Origin of the sequence: Parapedobacter sp., assembly GCF_035556095.1 — a bacterium.
In the GTDB taxonomy this organism is placed as follows: Bacteria; Bacteroidota; Bacteroidia; order Sphingobacteriales; family Sphingobacteriaceae; genus Parapedobacter.
The window spans coordinates 369,980-389,504 of sequence record NZ_DATMFT010000018.1 but is presented as its reverse complement, the minus strand read 5'-3'; the positions used below and the strand labels follow the sequence as shown (position 1 = coordinate 389,504).

Below are 19,525 nucleotides of genomic sequence, written 5' to 3'. Positions count from 1 at the left end.
CCGAAAATGAAACGATTATTAACAAGTTGTATCGTGGTATTGTTGGTGGCTGTGATGGTTGCCACCGCTCAACAGCCGCAGCAGAAGACAGATACCGTTGCGAAAGCCGGTGCACCACGGACGATGGCCGCAGGCAAAGCTATTTATGCCAAATATTGCATGGCTTGTCACCAAGCAGACGGCGGTGGCGTGCCTAACCTGAATCCGCCACTTATTAAAACTACCTACGTCTTGGACGATAAAGTGAGACTGATTAATATCGTTCTTAACGGGCTGGATGAAGAGGTAGAAATAGATGGCGAGTTTTATTCTAATCCCATGCCGCAATTGGATATCTTAACGGACCAAGAAATCGCCGACGTGCTCACCTATATCAGAAATAGTTTCGGGAATAAAGCCAGTGCAGTCGCAGTGGCCGAGGTCAAGGCGGTAAGAGCATCCAACAGATTAAACACTAACCCAAAATGATGATTATCTTAGCGTTAATAGCCGTGTTTTTTACTGTCGACCCCGGAACAAAATCTGAACAGGTGATTAGACCGGCAAATCAGGCAACACATATTGTAAAAATCAGCGGCGACACGCTTTTCGTCATATCGAGCAAAACGTATGCCTACACGGTGGACACTAAACCCGGTGATGGACTGGTATCCACCGGATTGGATGCAGAACGGGTGAGCGCACAACTGGCTTCCGTGGATGGCTCCACCCAACGATACAGGGTAACGGATAAAAATGGTGAGGAGAAAGAACAGGGCGAACTGTTGTCTGGCGATGTTCTTGAAGTGAGGGATTCAATAGGGATGTTGGCAAAGAGATACGTTATCCACACGATGGAGAGGGCGGTTGGCGGTACACTGAAATTGGCCCAGCAGCAGGTCGTGGCTAATGTACCGACAGAGCTGGTCTTATCTTTTACAGTGGGACAGCGCAGCCCCGATGCGACGGTTTATTTCAATCTACCCCCCGAATTGAGGATCACAGCAAAAAACACGACCATTAATGTGATTGGTCGCGGTGAGGTCGCGCTGACGGAATTGGAACGGCAACCTATCGGCCGAACTGGTAAGCGCTATAGTTACCAAAATGTGGGATCGGCAAATCTCGAAAAAAAAGCTGACGGAGGGACGCTATTGATATTAAAGCACCTAGATTTGCGCCCATCAAATGGTGAAGACGTAGTGCTTACCATCCGAAACGTGACATTGCCCAAACCGGGCAAGTTGGCAATCAACGCTAGGTATTCCATTACAGAACCGAACGAGCTCGACAGTCCTGGCGCCGGTGCGGAAACTGCGGAGCTGTTGGTTTCGAATACCATCTCCAACTTCAAACGGATTGTTGATCGGAACCATACCTATACGGAGACTCCAGAGACCTATATATCAACTCGGTTCAAATGGAAAGCCACACAAGGTACACGTGTGCGCCTGATGCAGTCTTTGGATAATGGCAAAACATGGCAGAAGGCCGAGGCTACGATCGATGCCGAACATGGTTCCGCCGGGATTTCAGGATTGACACCGGATACGTTATACACCTTCAGGCTTATCGTGGAGCATGGCCCACATGCAGGGCCATCCAACAGTGTCCGGTTCTTTTCAGGAAAAATGGATGTCAAACGCTTTGGTGTTTTGGGCGACGGTGTCAGCGATGACACAGAACACATCAACCTCGCGATCGATTCAATAAGCAGGCTGGGAGGCGGCACCCTGTTTTTCAGCGAAGGGATTTATCCCGTACGCACTGTACACCTGAAAAGCAACGTGTACCTGTATATAAGCGCCCTGGCGGTAATCAAGGCATTGAAAGGTACTGATGCGCCGGAAACAACGTGGTTCAGCGACCGGGCCTATCGTTCGGGATTATCCCCGACCGATACAGGCCCGTATGAGGAGCCCGAAAACTGGTTAACCAAGCAGGACGTGGGGCACACCTATTTCCGGAACACGCTATTTTTCGGGGAGCGGCTTGATAACGTAAAGATCATCGGGAATGGTCGGATTACCGGAGACGGTAATCTGGTAACCGGCGATCGGGTGATGAACAATGCGCCGGATAACCGTGCCGACAAAATGTTTACCTTCAAGCTTTGTACTAATATCGAAATAGGCGGCCTGCATACGCAAGATGACCTTTGGTACGATGAGGTTCGCGACGAACCTTATTATATTAACGAACGGAATGAAAAGCGGACGGATTTATCAAACATGCTGCATATCGACCGCGGCGGTCATTTTGTGTTATTGGCTACCGGCACCGATAGCATACATGTACATAATACCTATTTTGCGAAACATCACACCGGGAATGCCCGCGACATCTATGATTTCATGGGGTGCAACGAGGTGATGGTAACCAACATCTATTCCAAAGTGAGTTCGGACGACATCGTGAAGCTTGGCTCGGACTGTTCGTTGGGCTTTACCCGTAAAGCGAAAAACTATTGGGTACGGAACATCATCGGTGATACGAATTGTAACCTGTTCCAGATCGGATCGGAAACGGCCGATGATATAACAGATGTGTATGTAGACAACATTTACGTACTGGGTGCGAATAAGGCAGGATTCTCTATCTCCACAAACGATGGCGGTCATGTGCGGAATATTTTTTTGAATAGCGGACGTACAGGCCGCATCCACTCGCGCTCTAAGATGCTCCGGACAACGACCCCGTTCTTCCTTTCGATTTCCAACAGGGGCCGCGTATTGGGTGCCGAAGTAACCCGGCAAAAATTCAGGGAACATGGCACGTTACGGGATGAGTTGTTGGTGACGAACGTGAATATCGGCATAGTTGATAATATTGTCATTAATGGTGTGGATGTGACCGAAATCTATGGTGGCAGTTCTTATCGGGATAGTGACACCCGCTGGAAGCCGTATGACGGCTCGCAACGCAGGGCTGCACCGATTGTGGCGGGTTACCGATTACCCGGTCCGGAATCAATCGTCGATGGAACATCCTTTCGTCTGCCTAATGGTCATCACACTGGTTTCGTAACCAACGTGACGTTTGACGACGTGCATATCCTGGCCAAGGGAGGAAACCCGCTTTCCGACACGACTCAACGGCCACCTGAACTGGGTGTCGGCCAGTATAATGTCTCCAATCTGAAAACACAACCTTCTTATGGTTTTTGGGCTCGACACGTAAAGGAGCTCAACTTGATTGATTGTACCTTTAATTATGAAAAGCAGGATGGCCGGTATGCACTGTTCCTGGAGAACGTGCGCGGCGCGAAGTTAACTGGCATCGAGACGGTAACGATGGACACGAACAACATCCCTATCGCAGCGATGGAATCGGTTGATATCTCGATATCCAAAAGCAGCTATTACCGAAACAATTGGAGAGCGTCACCCCTGCCCCTAGCAGTAACTGAATTAACAGCTCATGATAAATAAAAATATGCCCAAAACCAATCGATCTGCCATGCGACGCCGATTAATCGCCATGTCCCTATTTGCAATGCTGGCCTATCACGGATGTGCCGTGGATGGCGGAGCGGCCTCCCCCACTCCGATCATTGATTCGTTGCTTCGGCTATGGTATAAACAGCCTGCCGGAAACTGGAATGAAGCACTACCGATCGGTAATGGCAGGCTCGGAGCCATGGTCTATGGTGGCACCCAGCTGGATGAATTGCAACTTAATGAAGCTTTCCTATGGTCAGGCGGCCCACGGGAAACCAATAATCCGGAGGCGGCAGAAGTGCTTCCTGATATTCGCCGGGCGCTATTCGACGAAGATTACCTCCGGGGCGACGCGTTGGCTAAAAAGATGTTGGGACCGTATTCTGCGCGGTATCTCACATTGGGAAGCATATTGTTCGACCACGACCTGCAAAAAGGCGATGTAACCACCTATTGTCGGCAGCTTGATCTAAATACGGCTGTCGCACGCACGTCATTTAAAGTAGGAAAAACATCCTTCACTCGGGAGGTTTTCAGCAGTTATCCGGATCAGCTGATTGTCATCAGATTTACCGCATCAACCCCCAAAGCCATTTCGTTCAGCACGCGTTTCCAGAATCCCATGCCACATGAACTGGTGCCCTTGGCAAATGACCACCTGGTCATGAAGGGAAAATGCCCCGAATATGTTGCCCATCGCAGCTATGACAAACGTCAAATCGAGTATGCAAAAGATCCGGACGGGCAAGGGATCAATTATGAGTTGCATGTAAAGGCCATGGTAAACGAGGGTATCGTGACAACCGATATGCAGGGAATGGCAGTGAAAGGAGCCACAGAAGTGATTTTGTTGGTCTCCGTGGGAACCAGCTATAACGGGCCTTTCCGCCATCCGGGCAAAGATGGTAAAAACCCAGCTGCTGAAGCTGAAAAGCACCTCACCGCTGCCAACGGAAAAACGTATGATACACTGTTGAAAAATCACGTACTAGATTACAACGCGCTGTTTAGTCGAGTGCAACTCGATTTAGGGTCTGACTCGACCACCCTCCTACCTACCGATACACGCCTGGTGCAGTATACCGCCGCCGGCGGCCATCGCGATCCTCAGTTAACCACGTTGTTATTTCAATATGGAAGATACCTCATGATTGCCGGATCCAGACCCGGAGGGCCAGCAATGAATTTACAGGGAATCTGGAATGATAAATTGCAACCACCTTGGGGGTCTAATTATACGACCAACATCAACACCGAGATGAACTATTGGCCCGCAGAGGTTACCAACCTAGCAGAATGTGCCGAACCTTTGATTGATTTTATTGGTAAACTAGCAAAAAGTGGCGAGGAGACGGCGCGGATAAATTATGGTGCCCGAGGCTGGGCCGTACACCACAACACGGATATCTGGGCTATCAGCTCACCGGCTGGTGGGGCAGATTGGGGAGACCCCTCCGCGCAGCCGCGATGGGCCATCTGGCCGATGGCCGGCGGGTGGTTCTGCCGCCACCTATGGGAACACTATCAATATACGGGAGACCGGGACTTTCTGCGGTATAATGCCTATCCAATTATGAAAGGCGCGGCAACGTTTATGTTGGATTGGCTCGTAAAGGATAGACAGGGGAAATGGGTGACCAACCCATCCACATCGCCAGAGAATTCATTCCGGGTAAATGGGAAACGCGCCGGTTCGGTAAGCGTGGCCTCGACGATGGATTTGAGCATCATCCAGGATCTATTTGATTTCACAGTCCGTAGCGCCCGTATTCTGGATAAGGATGAAGCTTTTGCAGATTCGTTGCAATCTGTATTGAAAAACCTTTACCCTTTTCAGGTGGGGCAGTATGGGCAGCTGCAGGAATGGTATAAGGATTGGGACGATCCCGAGGACAAACATCGCCACTTATCTCATTTGTATGGATTGCATCCTGCTGGCTTTATCGCCACGCGTACACAACCTCAACTGGCAGCCGCAGCAAAACGAAGTCTACTACTGCGCGGCGACGGTGGCACAGGGTGGTCAAAAGCGTGGAAAGTCAATTGGTGGGCACGGCTTGAGGATGGGAACCATGCCTATGAAATGCTGAATAAGCAATTATTTTTAACCACCGAAACCGGCATTAGCGTAGACGATCATTCCGGGGGCTCTTATCTGAATCTTCTGGACGCCCATCCGCCCTTTCAGATTGATGGGAATTTTGGCGTGACCGCCGGTATTGCCGAGATGTTATTGCAAAGCCATGATGGCACAGTTTACCTATTACCTGCTTTGCCCGATGCGTGGGCCGACGGAAGCGTGAAAGGCCTTAAAGCACGGGGTGGCTTCGTGGTGGACATGGCGTGGAGAGTTGGGAAATTGATTGATGTTAAGGTGCATAGTGAGATTGGCGGTATCTGCCGTATCCGTACCAAACAACCGGTAGATGGCATGGATGCGGTTTTCAAAGCAGCACTTAACAAACAAACCAACGAATTTCTTGCGGGTGCACAGCCGGTAAATGCCGTAATCAACCATGAGTCGCAATTGCCCCAAATTCATCTCGAACCGGTCTGGGAATACGATATTCAGCTAGCAAAGGGCGAAACAGTAACCATAAAATTCCAATGATGAAGATTAAATACATGATAGGTGGGTTGATGATGCTGGTGTTGTGGGCTCATACTACTGTAACAGCACAAACAAACAAACTATCCAAGGATGAACGCATGGAATGGTGGCGGGAAGCCCGGTTTGGCATATTCATCCATTGGGGTGTCTACTCCCAATGGGGCGGCGTTTACCGGGGGCACCACCAAGCACGCGGTGGCGCCGAATGGATCATGAACCGGTGTAAAATTCCGATGCTCGAATACCAAGAGCGTGCAAAAAGCTTTAACCCAACCCAGTATGACCCGAACTATTGGGTACAGTTGGCCAAAGCCGCGGGTATGAAATACCTGATTATCACCGCCAAGCACCACGACGGCTTTGCCCTATTTGACACCAAGGCGAGCACCTGGGATATCGTGGATGCCACGGTGTATGGAAAGGACCTCTTAGCACCCTTGGCCGAGGCTTGCCGAAAGCATGGCATCAAGCTCGGGTTTTACTATTCGCAGTCTCAAGACTGGAACAATCCCGGCGGTGCTGCCGCCAGGAAGGCCATGGCAGAGGGATGGCCCAATCCGGATAGTGCCGCAATCGACGCGTACACCAAAGCCAACGGCGGGCACTGGGACCCCATGCAGCAAACCAAAACGTTTGACCAATACGTGAACGATGTAGGGCTGCCGCAGGTGAAGGAATTGCTGACGAATTACGGCGATATCGCCGTGTTGTGGTGGGATACGCCGATGGGCATCACCGACGAACAGGCTATTAAATACGAGCAACTATTGAAGCTACAGCCCCACATCATTACCAATGACCGATTGAAACGCCCCAATTTCCGGGGAGATACCGGTACACCCGAGCAGGAAATACCGGATCCGGATGAACTGGATGGCCGTGACTGGGAAACTTGTATGACCATGAATGGTTCATGGGGGTACAAGAGCTGGGACCATAATTGGAAGTCAACACAGACCCTCATCCGCAACCTGATTGACATTGCTTCGAAAGGAGGGAACTATCTACTGAATATCGGACCAAAAGAAGATGGAACATTGCCGGCTGAAAGCGTAGAACGGTTGCAACAAATAGGCCAATGGATGGATGTGAACGGAGAGTCGATTTACGGCACGCAAATGAGCCCCCTCCTGCCCATGGATTGGGGCCGGTGTACCTCAAAGAAAAACGGTGACCAAACGATCTTATATCTCCATGTATTCGATTGGCCGACCGGGCAGCAGCTGGCGTTGCCAGGGCTGACGAATCATGTGCTTACTGCGAAGCTCTTGGGGAGTGACAGCCCTTTGCGTTACGAGCGGACGGTTGATGGTGTGCGCCTTTTCACGCCTTTGCAAGCACCTGATAACATTGTCAGCGTTATCAAGCTCACAGTACGTGGGGAGGTCGCGAATCAACGGACGGAACCACAAGGCAAGAAAATGAAAACAGGGGCCCTAGATGTAGAGTAAACATACAGCAATCCCATTTAAGCTATAAGCGCTTTGTTCTCGAACAATTTCCACCCCCTAATCAACCGATTAATACCCCTGCATGTCTTCAAGCACCGGTAATTTTACTTCCGGTTATCGTAGCCTAGTACATATATAATTAATTAGTCGTGAAAAGTATTCGATCCATTATTTTCCTATTGCCGCTATTTTTAGCGACAATTTCTGTGGCACAACAAAAGCAGCGCCTTACCGACAACTGGGAGTTTGTACGTCAAGACCTAGGGGGAGTATGGGAGGTCGTAAGGCCCTATAAGCCCGGTAATCCGGAAACGTTGCCCATTTGGGAGGCCGTCACTTTACCACATTGTTATAATGCGGTGGATGCTGTAGCTCCGGACGTCAACTATTACCAAGGACCGGCGTGGTACCGGACTACGTTGGATATTGCAAATCCTTATACCAACGGTCGCGTTTTACTCCATTTTGAAGGTGCAGGCCAAAAAACGGAGGTATACGTCCATATGCAGAAGGTGGCGGAACACGTTGGAGGCTATGATGAATGGACAATAGATATCACGGAAGCGGTTGAAGCTTTTAAATCCATGGATACATACATGGAACAATTCCAAGGTAAAGTGCCGCTCTCTATCCGGTGTGATAATTCACGCGACCTCGAACTCATTCCTTCCGACTTATCTGATTTTAATCTTTATGGTGGGATATACCGTTATCTCAACTTGGTGTATGTGCCCCAGTTATCCGTTGATAAGCTGTTTGCTACGGCAAGGACCGATGCAAAAGGTACCGACGGCCAAATCCAGATAAACACACGTTTCCACAATCCGAACAGGATACAACAAGCCGATGTTGCCGTCGAACTTTTTGGCCCTAATGGGAAGCTTATCAAATCGCAACAGCAACGGGTGGTCTTGGTGGACAGCCCGTCGACTATTGAAAGTATAGGCGTGGAACGTCCGGTATTATGGTCGCCTACCGACCCGTCGCTATATACCCTGCGGTTAATAGTGGTAGCAGGTAATGACACGGCTACCCATACCGAGCGCATTGGCTTCCGTCATTTCGAATTCGCGGAAAAAGGTCCATTCTATCTCAACGGAGAGCGATTGCTGCTCCAGGGTACGCATCGTCATGAAGACCATGCCGGCGTAGGTGCGGCAATGACGGAAGGTATGATTTGGCACGAGATGCGTATGATGAAAGATATGGGTGTCAATTTCATTCGACTTGGGCATTACCAGCAATCGCGTATCGTCTTGGAAGCCTGCGATAGCTTGGGTATATTGGTGTGGGAAGAAATTCCGTGGTGTCGCGGTGGATTGGGCGGTGAAGTATACAGGGCACAGGCCCGTCGGATGCTGACCAATATGATCGAACAGCATTACAATCACCCATCGGTTATCATTTGGGGGTTGGGCAACGAGAACGATTGGCCCGGCGATTTCGAGGAGTTTGACAAACAAAAAATCCGTGTGTTCATGAAGGAACTCCACGACCTTTCCCACCAACTCGACCCCACACGCAAAACAGCTATCCGCAGATGCGATTTCTGCAAAGATATCGTAGATGTATACTCACCCTCTATATGGGCAGGTTGGTACCGCGGCATTTACACAGACTATAAAACCGCCTCCCGAACGGAGTTCGAGAAGGTAAATCACTTCCTCCACGTTGAATGGGGCGGCGATAGCCACGCCCGGCGTCACTCGGAGAATCCTGACAATGGACTATCGTCCGTGATGAACAGTACGACAGCTGACGAACGTGCAGGCGATGCGTCGCTATTCGGGGGGCCGGCAAGGGTGTCTAAAGATGGCGATTGGAGCGAAAGTTACATCAGCAACCTTATCGACTGGCACCTCAAAGAACAAGAAACCATGCCTTGGCTTACCGGCACCGCGTATTGGCCTTTCAAGGATTTTTCTACACCCATCAGGCCGGAGAACCCAGTGCCGTATGTTAACCAAAAAGGGGTGGTGGAGCGTAACTTCACGAAGAAGGAATCGTATTACATTTTCCAGTCGTACTGGACCGAAAAGCCTATGGTTCATATCTACGGCCACAGTTGGCCGGTGCGTTGGGGCAAAATGGGTGAGGAGAGGATGGTAAAAGTGTATTCAAACTGCACTGAGGCCGAACTGTTCGTAAACGGAGTGAGTCAAGGAACCCGGCACCGCAACAGCCAGGATTTCCCCGCTGCGGGTCTACGTTGGATGGTGGTGTTGCAGGAGGGTGAAAATACACTGGAAGTCGTGGCCCAGAAAGATGGCGTTACCGTGAAAGACAGTATCACCCAGATTTATCAAGCTGCTGTGTGGGGCAGCCCTGCCACGGTCCAAATCAAGGCCCTGAAGACAGATGCCGATACAGTTACCGTTCAAGCAACACTTGTTGATGAAAAAGGAGTGCTATGCCTGGATGCCGCCGATTACATCCATTTCTCCACAGTCGGCGAAGGCTACTTGCTGGCAGAACAGGGCACCTCCGATGGCTCCCGAACCGTACAGGCTTATAACGGTCGGGCAATCATCCGGTTGAAACGTACGGGAAGCAATTTGGTTGTAGCCGCCAAAGTCGATGACTTGCAGACGGTAATTTTGAATTTAAGTGGGGATTAGCGGGGGAATACAGTACGCATTGACGCTGATTTGAGAATAAAGAACTTTTTTTACCCTGTATTTAAACGATAATTACCCCTTAAGCCCCCAATTATTAAGTGACATTTGCTAATGATAACCAATGTAAGTCGTTTAACTTACAAGTTTTTTATCCATTGCTTCTGGCCATTTATCGAAACGTTAATCTTACAATGGATGATTCAATGGAGGTTGGCGTGCATGCTTTAGGGTACAATTGCCCAGTTAACTTTTAAATTCAATAACCTTAGATATGAAAAAAACAATTAGACATGGTACTATTGCTGCTATAAGCACCTTTGTACTTTTATTGGTTGTAATGCCCGTCAGCGATTTATTCGGTCAGGAACGGGTTATAACAGGACAGGTCACCAACAATGCTGGAACGCCCTTGCCGGGAGTTAGCGTGTACATTAAAGATTCCTCATCAGGAGTAAGTACGGACAATGAAGGGTATTATCGTATAGAAGCAAGTCAGCAATCGATTTTGCAGTTTAGTCAAATCGGCCTATTATCCCATGAAGAAGCCGTGGGTTCAAGAACGGTAATCAATGTGATTCTTGAAGATGACAATGAGGAATTGGCTGAGGTGGTGGTTATTGGTTACGGACAACAGAAAAAGACCAATCTCACAGGCGCTGTTACTACAGTGGAATCAGAAGAACTTGTGAAAAGGCCGGCCCCCAACACGTCGTTGTTGCTGCAAGGTAAGGTTCCCGGACTTCAGGTTGTGCAGAATTCCGCACAGCCGGGGATGGAGAACGCATCATTGCAAGTGCGAGGCCAAGGCACTTTTAGTGCAGCAGGAAACAACCCACTCGTTATTATCGACGGGGTACAGGGTAGTTTAGCTAGCTTAAATCCGAATATGATCGAGTCAATCACCGTACTGAAAGATGCGTCATCTGCAGCAATATATGGCGTTCAGGGAGCAAATGGTGTTATTTTGGTCACAACGAAATCTGGTAATAAAGGTAAAATGAGGCTAGAATATGCTTATAATTATGGTGTTCAAAAGCCGGCAGGCGTACCCGACCTGATATGGAACTCTGTTGAATTTATGGAGTTGAACAACGAAGGGATTAACAGGACGGGGCAAAATGTAGCCAAACTGTACTTGCCGGAACAAATCGATGCCTATCGGAACGGAACCGGAGACCCCCAATTTCCGAATACCAACTGGGTGGATCTGATGTTCGGTAATGCGGGTATGCAACAACATTTTTTAAGTGTCAATGGAGGTGAAGGCAGTACGGTTTATAATTTCGGCTTAGGTTACCTGGATCAGGAAGGTATATTGATGAATACCGGGTATAAGAAGTATAATACGATGTTCAATTTCCAGACAGAGCTGAATAATTTTATTTCTTTTGGAAGTAATATTAATCTCATGTATGGTGATCGACGTGACCCGGTCGACAATTCGGAGAACCTGGTGTTAAGTATTTACGCCCAGCACCCGCTGTGGTCGCCGTATTTACCTGATGGCAGCGGGCGTGTTTCCAGCAAAGCATATGATTTCGAAACGACGAACCAAAATGCCTATGTGGTGATGGAAACCAGTAAGGACTTGAACAAAGAATACAACGTTTCGGCACTAAGTTATATCAAACTAAACTTAGCTAAAGGCTTAGTCGGGGAAGTGCGGGGCGCTGCGAGATTCAATTCAGATCGGCAAACGGCCCAGCGAGTTCCAATACCAACCTTTTTGTTTCAACCCGATGCAAACGGGAATCATACACCACAACAGAATTACTTGGGTAACTTCGTCACATTAAGGAAAACACAACAGGAGTCTGTGCATTACACGTTCTTTTCGACATTAAATTATGACGAAACCTTCGGTGGCAAGCACCATGTGACTGCGTTGGCCGGATATAACCAAGAAAACAGGAAATATGAACAACAAGGGGGCTTCAGACGGGATTTTCCTTCACCAGAGCTATTGGCTCTGGATGCCGGGGGTACAGACGCCCAGACAGCTAACGGTTATGGGTATGATTGGGCATTGAAATCGTTTTTCGGAAGAGTAAATTATGCTTTTGACAATCGTTACCTTTTTGAGGCAAGCCTCCGTTACGATGGTTCCTCCAAGTTTCGTAAAGGGAATAGGTGGGGGGTATTTCCTTCTTTTTCAGGAGGCTGGCGAATTTCGCAAGAGTCCTTTTTATCCGATGTATCATGGCTGACAGAATTGAAAATCCGTGGATCATGGGGTAAATTGGGTAATCAGAACGTCGACAATTACCCGTACCAGAATTTACTGGATTATGGCCTATATGTCTATGACAACGTCACCACTGGAGTCATGCACCAGAACCTCGTCGACGCCGATATCACATGGGAGACTACGCAAGCAGCAGGAGTGGGACTGGATTTTTCATTATGGAATGGGAAGTTGTCTGGAACGGTGGATTACTTCAATAAAAATACGACAAATATATTGAGGAGAACCCAGCTTCCTGACTTCGTAGGCCTCGGAGCTCCAACGGTCAATTCGGGGGAGATGAATAATAAGGGTATCGAAGCGGATTTACGTCACCGAAATAGACTTGGGAACGTCACGTACTCGTTAGGTGCTAACTTCTATGCCTATAAAAATGAAGTGGTTAAATTTGGACCCGAAGAAATTCAATCTAATAAGATTCGAAGAGAAGGGCTTCCGTGGAATTCATGGTATATGTTGGAATGGGTTGGCGTATTTCAGCATACCGACCAGATAGCTGAAAGTCCCGTTCATGAAAACAATCCTAGGCCCGGAGATTTGATTTTTGCCGACCGAAGCGGCCCCAATGGGGAGCCCGACGGGCGGATTGACTCATATGACAGGGTGGTAATTGACGGACAGCATCCAACATTTACCTACGGATTTGATTTTGCTGTGGAGTATAAGGGTTTTGATCTCTCGGTATTTTTCCAAGGGGTTGAAGGGCGGAAAATATTTACGTCAGAATGGGGATATGGGGCGTTTAGGCAATGGTCCCCTCCACCTACTTTCTGGAGAGCGCGTTGGACACCGGAAAATCCAACAAATAAGCTTCCGGGGATGTATGTGGATAATTACGCACCGATTACAACGGCCTCGTCATTTTGGTTGCAGGATGCTTCTTATCTCCGGCTTAAGAATTTGATGATCGGTTATAATCTGCCAACGCCATTTGTAAATCGAATTAAAATGAAAAATATCCGCGCTTACTTCTCTGGAGACAATTTATTGACATTTACCAAGTTTATTGGAGACCCAGAACGTGTTATCCAAGATAATACCAGCGGCAGGTTTGCCATTTATCCCCAAGCCAATTTATACACGTTCGGCATTAATGTTACCTTCTAAATTTACAATTATGAAAACCAATAACGCATCACTGACAACATTATTGATTTGTTCCGTCATATTCTTTTGCAGTTGTCAAACAGAATTTTTAGACAGGCAACCAATTGACAAATTAACCAATGAAAAGTTTTGGGCGTCAAAGAAGGATGCGGAACTGGCCTTGGCAGGTTGCTATAGCACGTTGCGAACACCGGCATTTTTTATCGATGGCAGTTCCTTTTCCGCTATGCAATTTGAGGGATTAACGGATAATGCATATTGCAACTCCACATTAGATAATTATACGAATATTTCACGAGGTATCCTCAATCCCTCAACGGGAGGAATCCAATACCGTGTTTGGTCGGACGCATATAAGGGGATAGCCCGTTGCAACTGGTTCTTGGGAAACCTATCACGAGTTCCCGGCTTAACGGAAAATGAATATGCGGCCATGGAGGCGGAAGCATTATTTTTAAGATCATTCTTCTATAACGAACTAATCATGTTATACGGTGATGTGCCCCTGATTACCGAGCAATTAGGATTTGGGGAAGACGTATTCAACGTAACCAAGGCTCCCAAATCAGCAATCGTCGATAAGATTACACAAGATTTGGACAAGGCAGCGTCAGCATTGCCGAATGTATCCTATTCAAATGGCCACCCTGTAAGGGGCTCGGCCCTGGCTTTGAAAGCCCGGATCTGCTTATACCATGAACGATGGAACGAAGCCGCCGAAGCCGCCAAAATGGTTATGGATGAAAACCGGTTTAGCCTTGCTGAAAATTACCAAGGGATATTTTGGGGGGAACAAGCCAACAATCCTGAAATTATATTCTCTATACGTGCGCAAAGCCCGGTCGCAGTCCACAATATGGATTTGCTGTATGGCTCTCGGTTCTCCATGGTTCCGATCCATAGTTTGGTAGATGCTTACGAGATGCGCGATGGTTCAACACCGGTAGCGCCCATAGTACCTGCTTCCTACGACCCTAGTGACCGTATGCGGAACGATTTTTATCAAAACCGGGACCCCCGGCTCAAGCTCACCATCTTTACACCAGGAGACGAATGGGCATATAATACAGATATCGGCTTTAATAATGTAGCTACCGCAAGGACGGAAAGCCCATCCGTCAATAACTTAGGTATACGTAAGTACATCAACTTAACCGTAGATGACGGCAGGGGTGGTATAACTGGAAGCGAACAACATCTTGTTAAACTTAGATATGCTGATGTGCTGCTTATGTACGCAGAAGCAATCATGGAAATGGCGGACGGTGAAACGAATGACCCGATTGCGCTGAAAGCACTAAATGATGTCAGAGCCAGACCCGGTGTTGATATGCCTGCCAAGACAGTGCTTACCCGAGCTATCGTACGTAATGAAAGACGGGTGGAGCTTGCCTTTGAAGGGCTACGATTATATGATATCAGAAGATGGAAAATAGCGAAAGAGGTAATCGACGGCTACCGGGATCCGGGAAACTATGTAAGGGTGTTCGAAGACAGGCATTATTTGTGGCCCGTCCCACAGCCCGAAGTGGATAAGATGGGTGCCGATTTCCAAAATCCGGATTATAGATAGGGTTTTATAACTGAGATATGACAAAGCGTAAATTAGTATTTTGGTTTTCTGCATTTTTATGCACTACACCTACGTATTTAGCGGCAAAATCGGCTAATGAAGTGAATAAGGGCCCACTCATTCAAGTGGATTACCAAAAATTGGTGAGCAGAGCCGATCTGCATTATGACACGCCGGTTAAGAAAAGTGAAGAGGGTCAACCCATAGGGAACGGAGTGATGGGTTCGTTGGTGTGGACCACCCCCTCTCAGATACGTATGCAGGTAAATCGGGTTGACGTGTTTGGAAATAATTCGACGTCAAATAACTTTTATGAGCGGAATACAGAATATGGAGGTGGGCTGGGTTGGATAGATATTGATTTTGGTAACCCCGTTTTTAGCGTACCCCATTACAACCAGCACCTATCCTGTTATAATGGGATATCCACCATCAGCGGTGACGGAATTAAAGCCACAGCGACCGCATGGCAGCATCAGGACGTCCTGGCCGTCCATATAAACGATAGTCGGGGTGAGCAGTCTTTCAAAGCAGTCAATCTACGAATGTTGAGATTACCCACTGTGAAAAACGGAAATCATACCGTTGTTTCTTCCTTAGAACATACTGGAGACCAACTTGTACTTATACAAGAGTTTAGGGAAGACGATTACTATTGCGCATCGGCAATAGCGATATCCGTTTCAGGCGACAAAGCAATGTCAGAGCAAATAAACGAAATGACGCTCCGGCTTGTATTAAATCCTTCGAATAAGGTGTCCACTGTTTTCGTGGCAAGTGCTGCCAGTTTTGATCCAAACGAAGATGTGGGAAAATTGGCATTGAATAAACTTGCATTGGCAACAACAAGTGGTTTCGATAAAATCGTCAATTCAAACCAAGAGTGGTGGCGATCATTTTGGGAACGGTCTTACATATCTCTCAATAGCAGGGATGGGGAAGCAGATTTCATAGAGCAAAACTATACATACTATCTCTACGTGATGGCGTCGTCTTCAAGGGGTAAGTATCCGACCAAATTTAATGGCATGCTGTGGGCGACCGGTGGCGACATCCGGCAGTGGGGCAATGCATTCTGGGGAGCCAATCAAGGATGTTTGTATAACGCGTTGTTCCCAAAAAACCATATCGGTCTTTTGGACCCGTTATTCAACATGTATTCAAGTGTTTATCCTACCTTGGAAGTGGCTGCAAGCCAACAATGGGGTTCCAAGGGTATTTACATTCCGGAGACCATGGGGCATGACGGTGTGCCCGAGTTACCAGACAACATCGCAAAAGAGTTGAGGGCTTTGTATTTATTGCAGAGACCTTGGGAAGAGCGGTCGGATGAATTTATGGCTTATGCCAATACGAAGATGCCATTTCTCAGTAGATGGAATTGGAAACACACGGGACAGTGGGATTCGGGTACTTGGACGTATGATGAGCGGGGAGATGGACCGTTTGGGCCTGTCAATCATATTTTTTCCAGAGGTGCCAAGATAGCTTATCAATACTGGCAGAAATACGAGTACACCCTTGATGAGGACTGGCTTCGCGAATACGCCTACCCCATGCTCAAGGGGATGGTCGAATTTTACCGTCATTTCCCCAATCTGAAAAAAGAGGAGGATGGCAGATATCATATTAGCCATGTCAATGATAATGAATCGCTATGGCGCAGCAAGGATCCTGTTGAAGAAATATCATCAATGCATGGGATCATCCCCGTGTTGATTAAGGCCTCCGAAAGGCTAGGCGTAGATGAAGACATGAGACCGGTCTGGCAAGAATTTCTGTCGAATTTAGCCCCGTTGGCCACCAATGCAAGTATCGAAGGCGAGTCAAAACAACCGGAAGTCTGGGTGGGCGCTTTACATTCTACTAGCCCCGTTAGGGGAAATGCGAAGCGTTTGCCCGATCGGAACACCATGCCTGTTTGGTATTTTGATTTAGCTAATCCGGGCACGAATCCGCAGAATTGGAGAATTGCAAACAATACATTTGATGCGTATTTCCCAAATGGATTGAGTAAAGACCACTATCCATATGTACTGTCTAAACTTGCAATATCAGGGGCGATACTGGGTCGTCCAGATGCTGTCAAATATTTGTTACCCAATCAATTGCGAAGAGATCCGAAAGATGAGGTTATGCCCAACCGCATGGATTTGAGCGAAGGCTTCTTTACCACTAACATACAACGGTTGGGCAGGGGCGCTGAAGCCTTGCATGCCGCCCTTTGTTTCAATGCTCCATCGGAACCGGGTAGAGAGCCCATTATCCGGGTTTTTCATGCATGGCCACGAGATTGGGATGCTTCTTTTCAGCTTCTCGCCAGGAATAATATTTTAGTGAGTTCATCTTTCAAAAATGGTACGATTAACTTTATCGAGCTTTCCATACAAGGGGACAGCGGGACCGACCTTCTCAACCCGTGGGAAGGGAGCGCCGTCGCAGTATACCGAAATGGTGCGCACGAAGGATTTTTGGAAGGAGATGTTTTAACGGTCGAGGCTGGCCAAGGAGACCAAATAGTACTCGTAAGAAAAGGTGACGACCCACTCAAATATAAACAACGCCTTACATTATGAAATTGCTTTCTTTGATATCGATGCTTGCGATATACCTTACGGTTTCGGGGCAGCAAACCAACGAATCGATCAGCGTTACCGTCGGTGGGGCCATGATGGATCCTCAGCAAAGCATTATGCGAAACATTTTGAAAACGCGGGACCATACCGTTTTCTCAGCTGTCATTAAAGCTGCCGGCCTGGACCAGCTATTGAGAGACCACGGGCCATTTACGGTATTCGCCGCTACGGGAGAAGCTTTTATTCATAAAATGCCCGCGGGAACCGTTGAAGTCATGTTTGACGAGCTCCTGCCCGAACAACAACCAGCGCTGTACGACATCATGACTTATAATATCATAAAAGGAAACCTGGGGGAACACGATATTCGCAGCCTTGTCAAATCTGGAAACGGTCGGGCCATACTCACAACACTTTCGGGAAAACCGATTGTCGCTGAAGTAACTCAAAACGATGAAATCATTTTGAAGGATGAAAACAATAGGATTGCACGTATAACTGGCAAAGACATAATCGTAAAAAATGGTATCATCCATATCACTGACGAAGTTCTTTTACCCCACCACCCGTTTTTTCATGAGGAACTGACGTTGTACCCTTCGGGTCAAAAGCCCCGTGAGGTAATCAAGCCCAACCATGCTTATCACCAGACATTAACGCTGACGCTGGGGATGTCGTTTGCCACTTATGATGGCAATTCAAGGAGAAGAGATAATGGAGATTCCCAAATAAGGTATACGGTGCAGGAAGCTTTTGATTTTATCAAAGAATTGGATAAGCTAACGTTGGGAATCCCCAAGATTATTTTTTTGGTAGGGTGGCAGTATCGAGGGCATGACTCCAAATACCCCGCCTTCTTTGAGGGAAATGATGCACTAAAACGTCCACAAGATAAGGATGCGTTGGAAAGCCTGAGGTGGTTAATGGCCGAAGCAAAGAAATTTAATACAACCGTAAGCCTGCATATCAATTTTACGGATGCGTATGAAGACAGTCCGTTGTGGGATGAATACTTGGCTAATGATATCATAGGCCGTTTGGAAGGTGGTCATATCCGTAAGGCTGTAGGGTGGGGATATCCCATCAGTTATGTACGAGAACTAGAAACCGGCTACTTCAAAAAAAGAGTTGACCGGTTGTTTGAACTCCTTCCGTTAAAAGATGCCGGTGTGGTGCATGTAGATGCGTTTCATACGTATAATCCCCTAGACCCGCGAGGGCCTATGAGCCCATATTTGGGTTATACCGTCCAACAGGAAGAAGACGCCCAAAAAGAAATGTTCGCATATGTGGCCTCCAAAGGAGCCAACGTGACCTCGGAATTTGTTCACGAATTTCGGGACTTTGGCTTTCAAGGGTATCAACATTTTGCATGGCATTTTCGAATCACCGCCCAGCAATATCTAGACTGGCCCGCTTCCTATTACTGCGGAGGATTGGATAAAACCGAGTTAGGAAAGTTGTTTGGCACGAGTTTCCACTTAAATATGGGGAATATTAAAGCCAACTTTTGCACCAAAACATTGCCTTGGTATTTCCTTAATCGACTAAAACGACTGGCCTATCAAAAAAACAGTGATTTCCAGGCTGTCACCTTTTCTGAAGGTGTGGAATCGCGCCTTGATAAAGAGGGGAATTATTTGCTCACTCAAGATGGGCGGGCAATGGTTGTCAATGGCGATGTTTTTGTACCTGCTCACTGGGTAAATGATAAAGCAATCATTGCATACAGTACAGCAGGATATGCTTCCAAGAAATGGGAGTTGCCGGCAGAATGGAAAGGAGTTAAAAAAGCGACTGTATACCAAGTGGATTTTGAAGGGAAAAAAAGGATGGTCGATGTCAATATCTTGAACAACAAAATAACATTGCAAATGGCTGCGGACCAACAGCTATTATTGCTTCCGGCAAACAGTGATATCTGA

Annotated in this window: 9 protein-coding genes; all 9 read left to right on the top strand. The window is 47.6% G+C overall.

What is annotated here, in order from left to right; translation table 11 throughout:
• The first annotated feature begins 6 nt into the window (after window positions 1-6).
• On the top strand, window positions 7-468 hold the full coding sequence (locus VNQ80_RS10005; protein ID WP_325638051.1) for a cytochrome c: 462 nt from the start codon (window positions 7-9) through the stop codon (window positions 466-468).
• The gene (locus tag VNQ80_RS10000) at window positions 465-3,410 is read left to right on the top strand and encodes a glycosyl hydrolase family 28-related protein (protein ID WP_325638049.1); all 2,946 of its coding nucleotides are present in this window, start codon (window positions 465-467) and stop codon (window positions 3,408-3,410) included. The genes VNQ80_RS10005 and VNQ80_RS10000 overlap by 4 nt, the downstream gene beginning before the upstream one ends.
• On the top strand, window positions 3,400-6,030 hold the full coding sequence (locus VNQ80_RS09995) for a glycoside hydrolase family 95 protein (RefSeq protein WP_325638047.1): 2,631 nt from the start codon (window positions 3,400-3,402) through the stop codon (window positions 6,028-6,030). The genes VNQ80_RS10000 and VNQ80_RS09995 overlap by 11 nt, the downstream gene beginning before the upstream one ends.
• Window positions 6,027-7,481 (top strand): alpha-L-fucosidase, encoded by a 1,455-nt coding sequence (locus VNQ80_RS09990; RefSeq protein ID WP_325638045.1) that lies wholly within the window; start codon window positions 6,027-6,029, stop codon window positions 7,479-7,481. The genes VNQ80_RS09995 and VNQ80_RS09990 overlap by 4 nt, the downstream gene beginning before the upstream one ends.
• A gap of 206 nt (window positions 7,482-7,687) precedes the next feature.
• On the top strand, window positions 7,688-10,099 hold the full coding sequence (locus VNQ80_RS09985; RefSeq protein WP_325638043.1) for a glycoside hydrolase family 2 protein: 2,412 nt from the start codon (window positions 7,688-7,690) through the stop codon (window positions 10,097-10,099).
• A 271-nt stretch (window positions 10,100-10,370) separates the two neighbouring features.
• Complete coding sequence (locus tag VNQ80_RS09980) at window positions 10,371-13,451, top strand: TonB-dependent receptor (RefSeq protein ID WP_325638041.1); 3,081 nt, start codon at window positions 10,371-10,373, stop codon at window positions 13,449-13,451.
• Between the two features lie 10 nt (window positions 13,452-13,461).
• Window positions 13,462-15,024, top strand: a complete 1,563-nt coding sequence (locus VNQ80_RS09975) for a RagB/SusD family nutrient uptake outer membrane protein (protein ID WP_325638039.1) — start codon at window positions 13,462-13,464, stop codon at window positions 15,022-15,024.
• A 17-nt stretch (window positions 15,025-15,041) separates the two neighbouring features.
• Entirely contained in the window at window positions 15,042-17,600 is a 2,559-nt protein-coding gene (locus VNQ80_RS09970) for a glycosyl hydrolase family 95 catalytic domain-containing protein (RefSeq protein ID WP_325638037.1), read from the top strand.
• On the top strand, window positions 17,597-19,525 hold the full coding sequence (locus VNQ80_RS09965) for a fasciclin domain-containing protein (protein ID WP_325638035.1): 1,929 nt from the start codon (window positions 17,597-17,599) through the stop codon (window positions 19,523-19,525). The genes VNQ80_RS09970 and VNQ80_RS09965 overlap by 4 nt, the downstream gene beginning before the upstream one ends.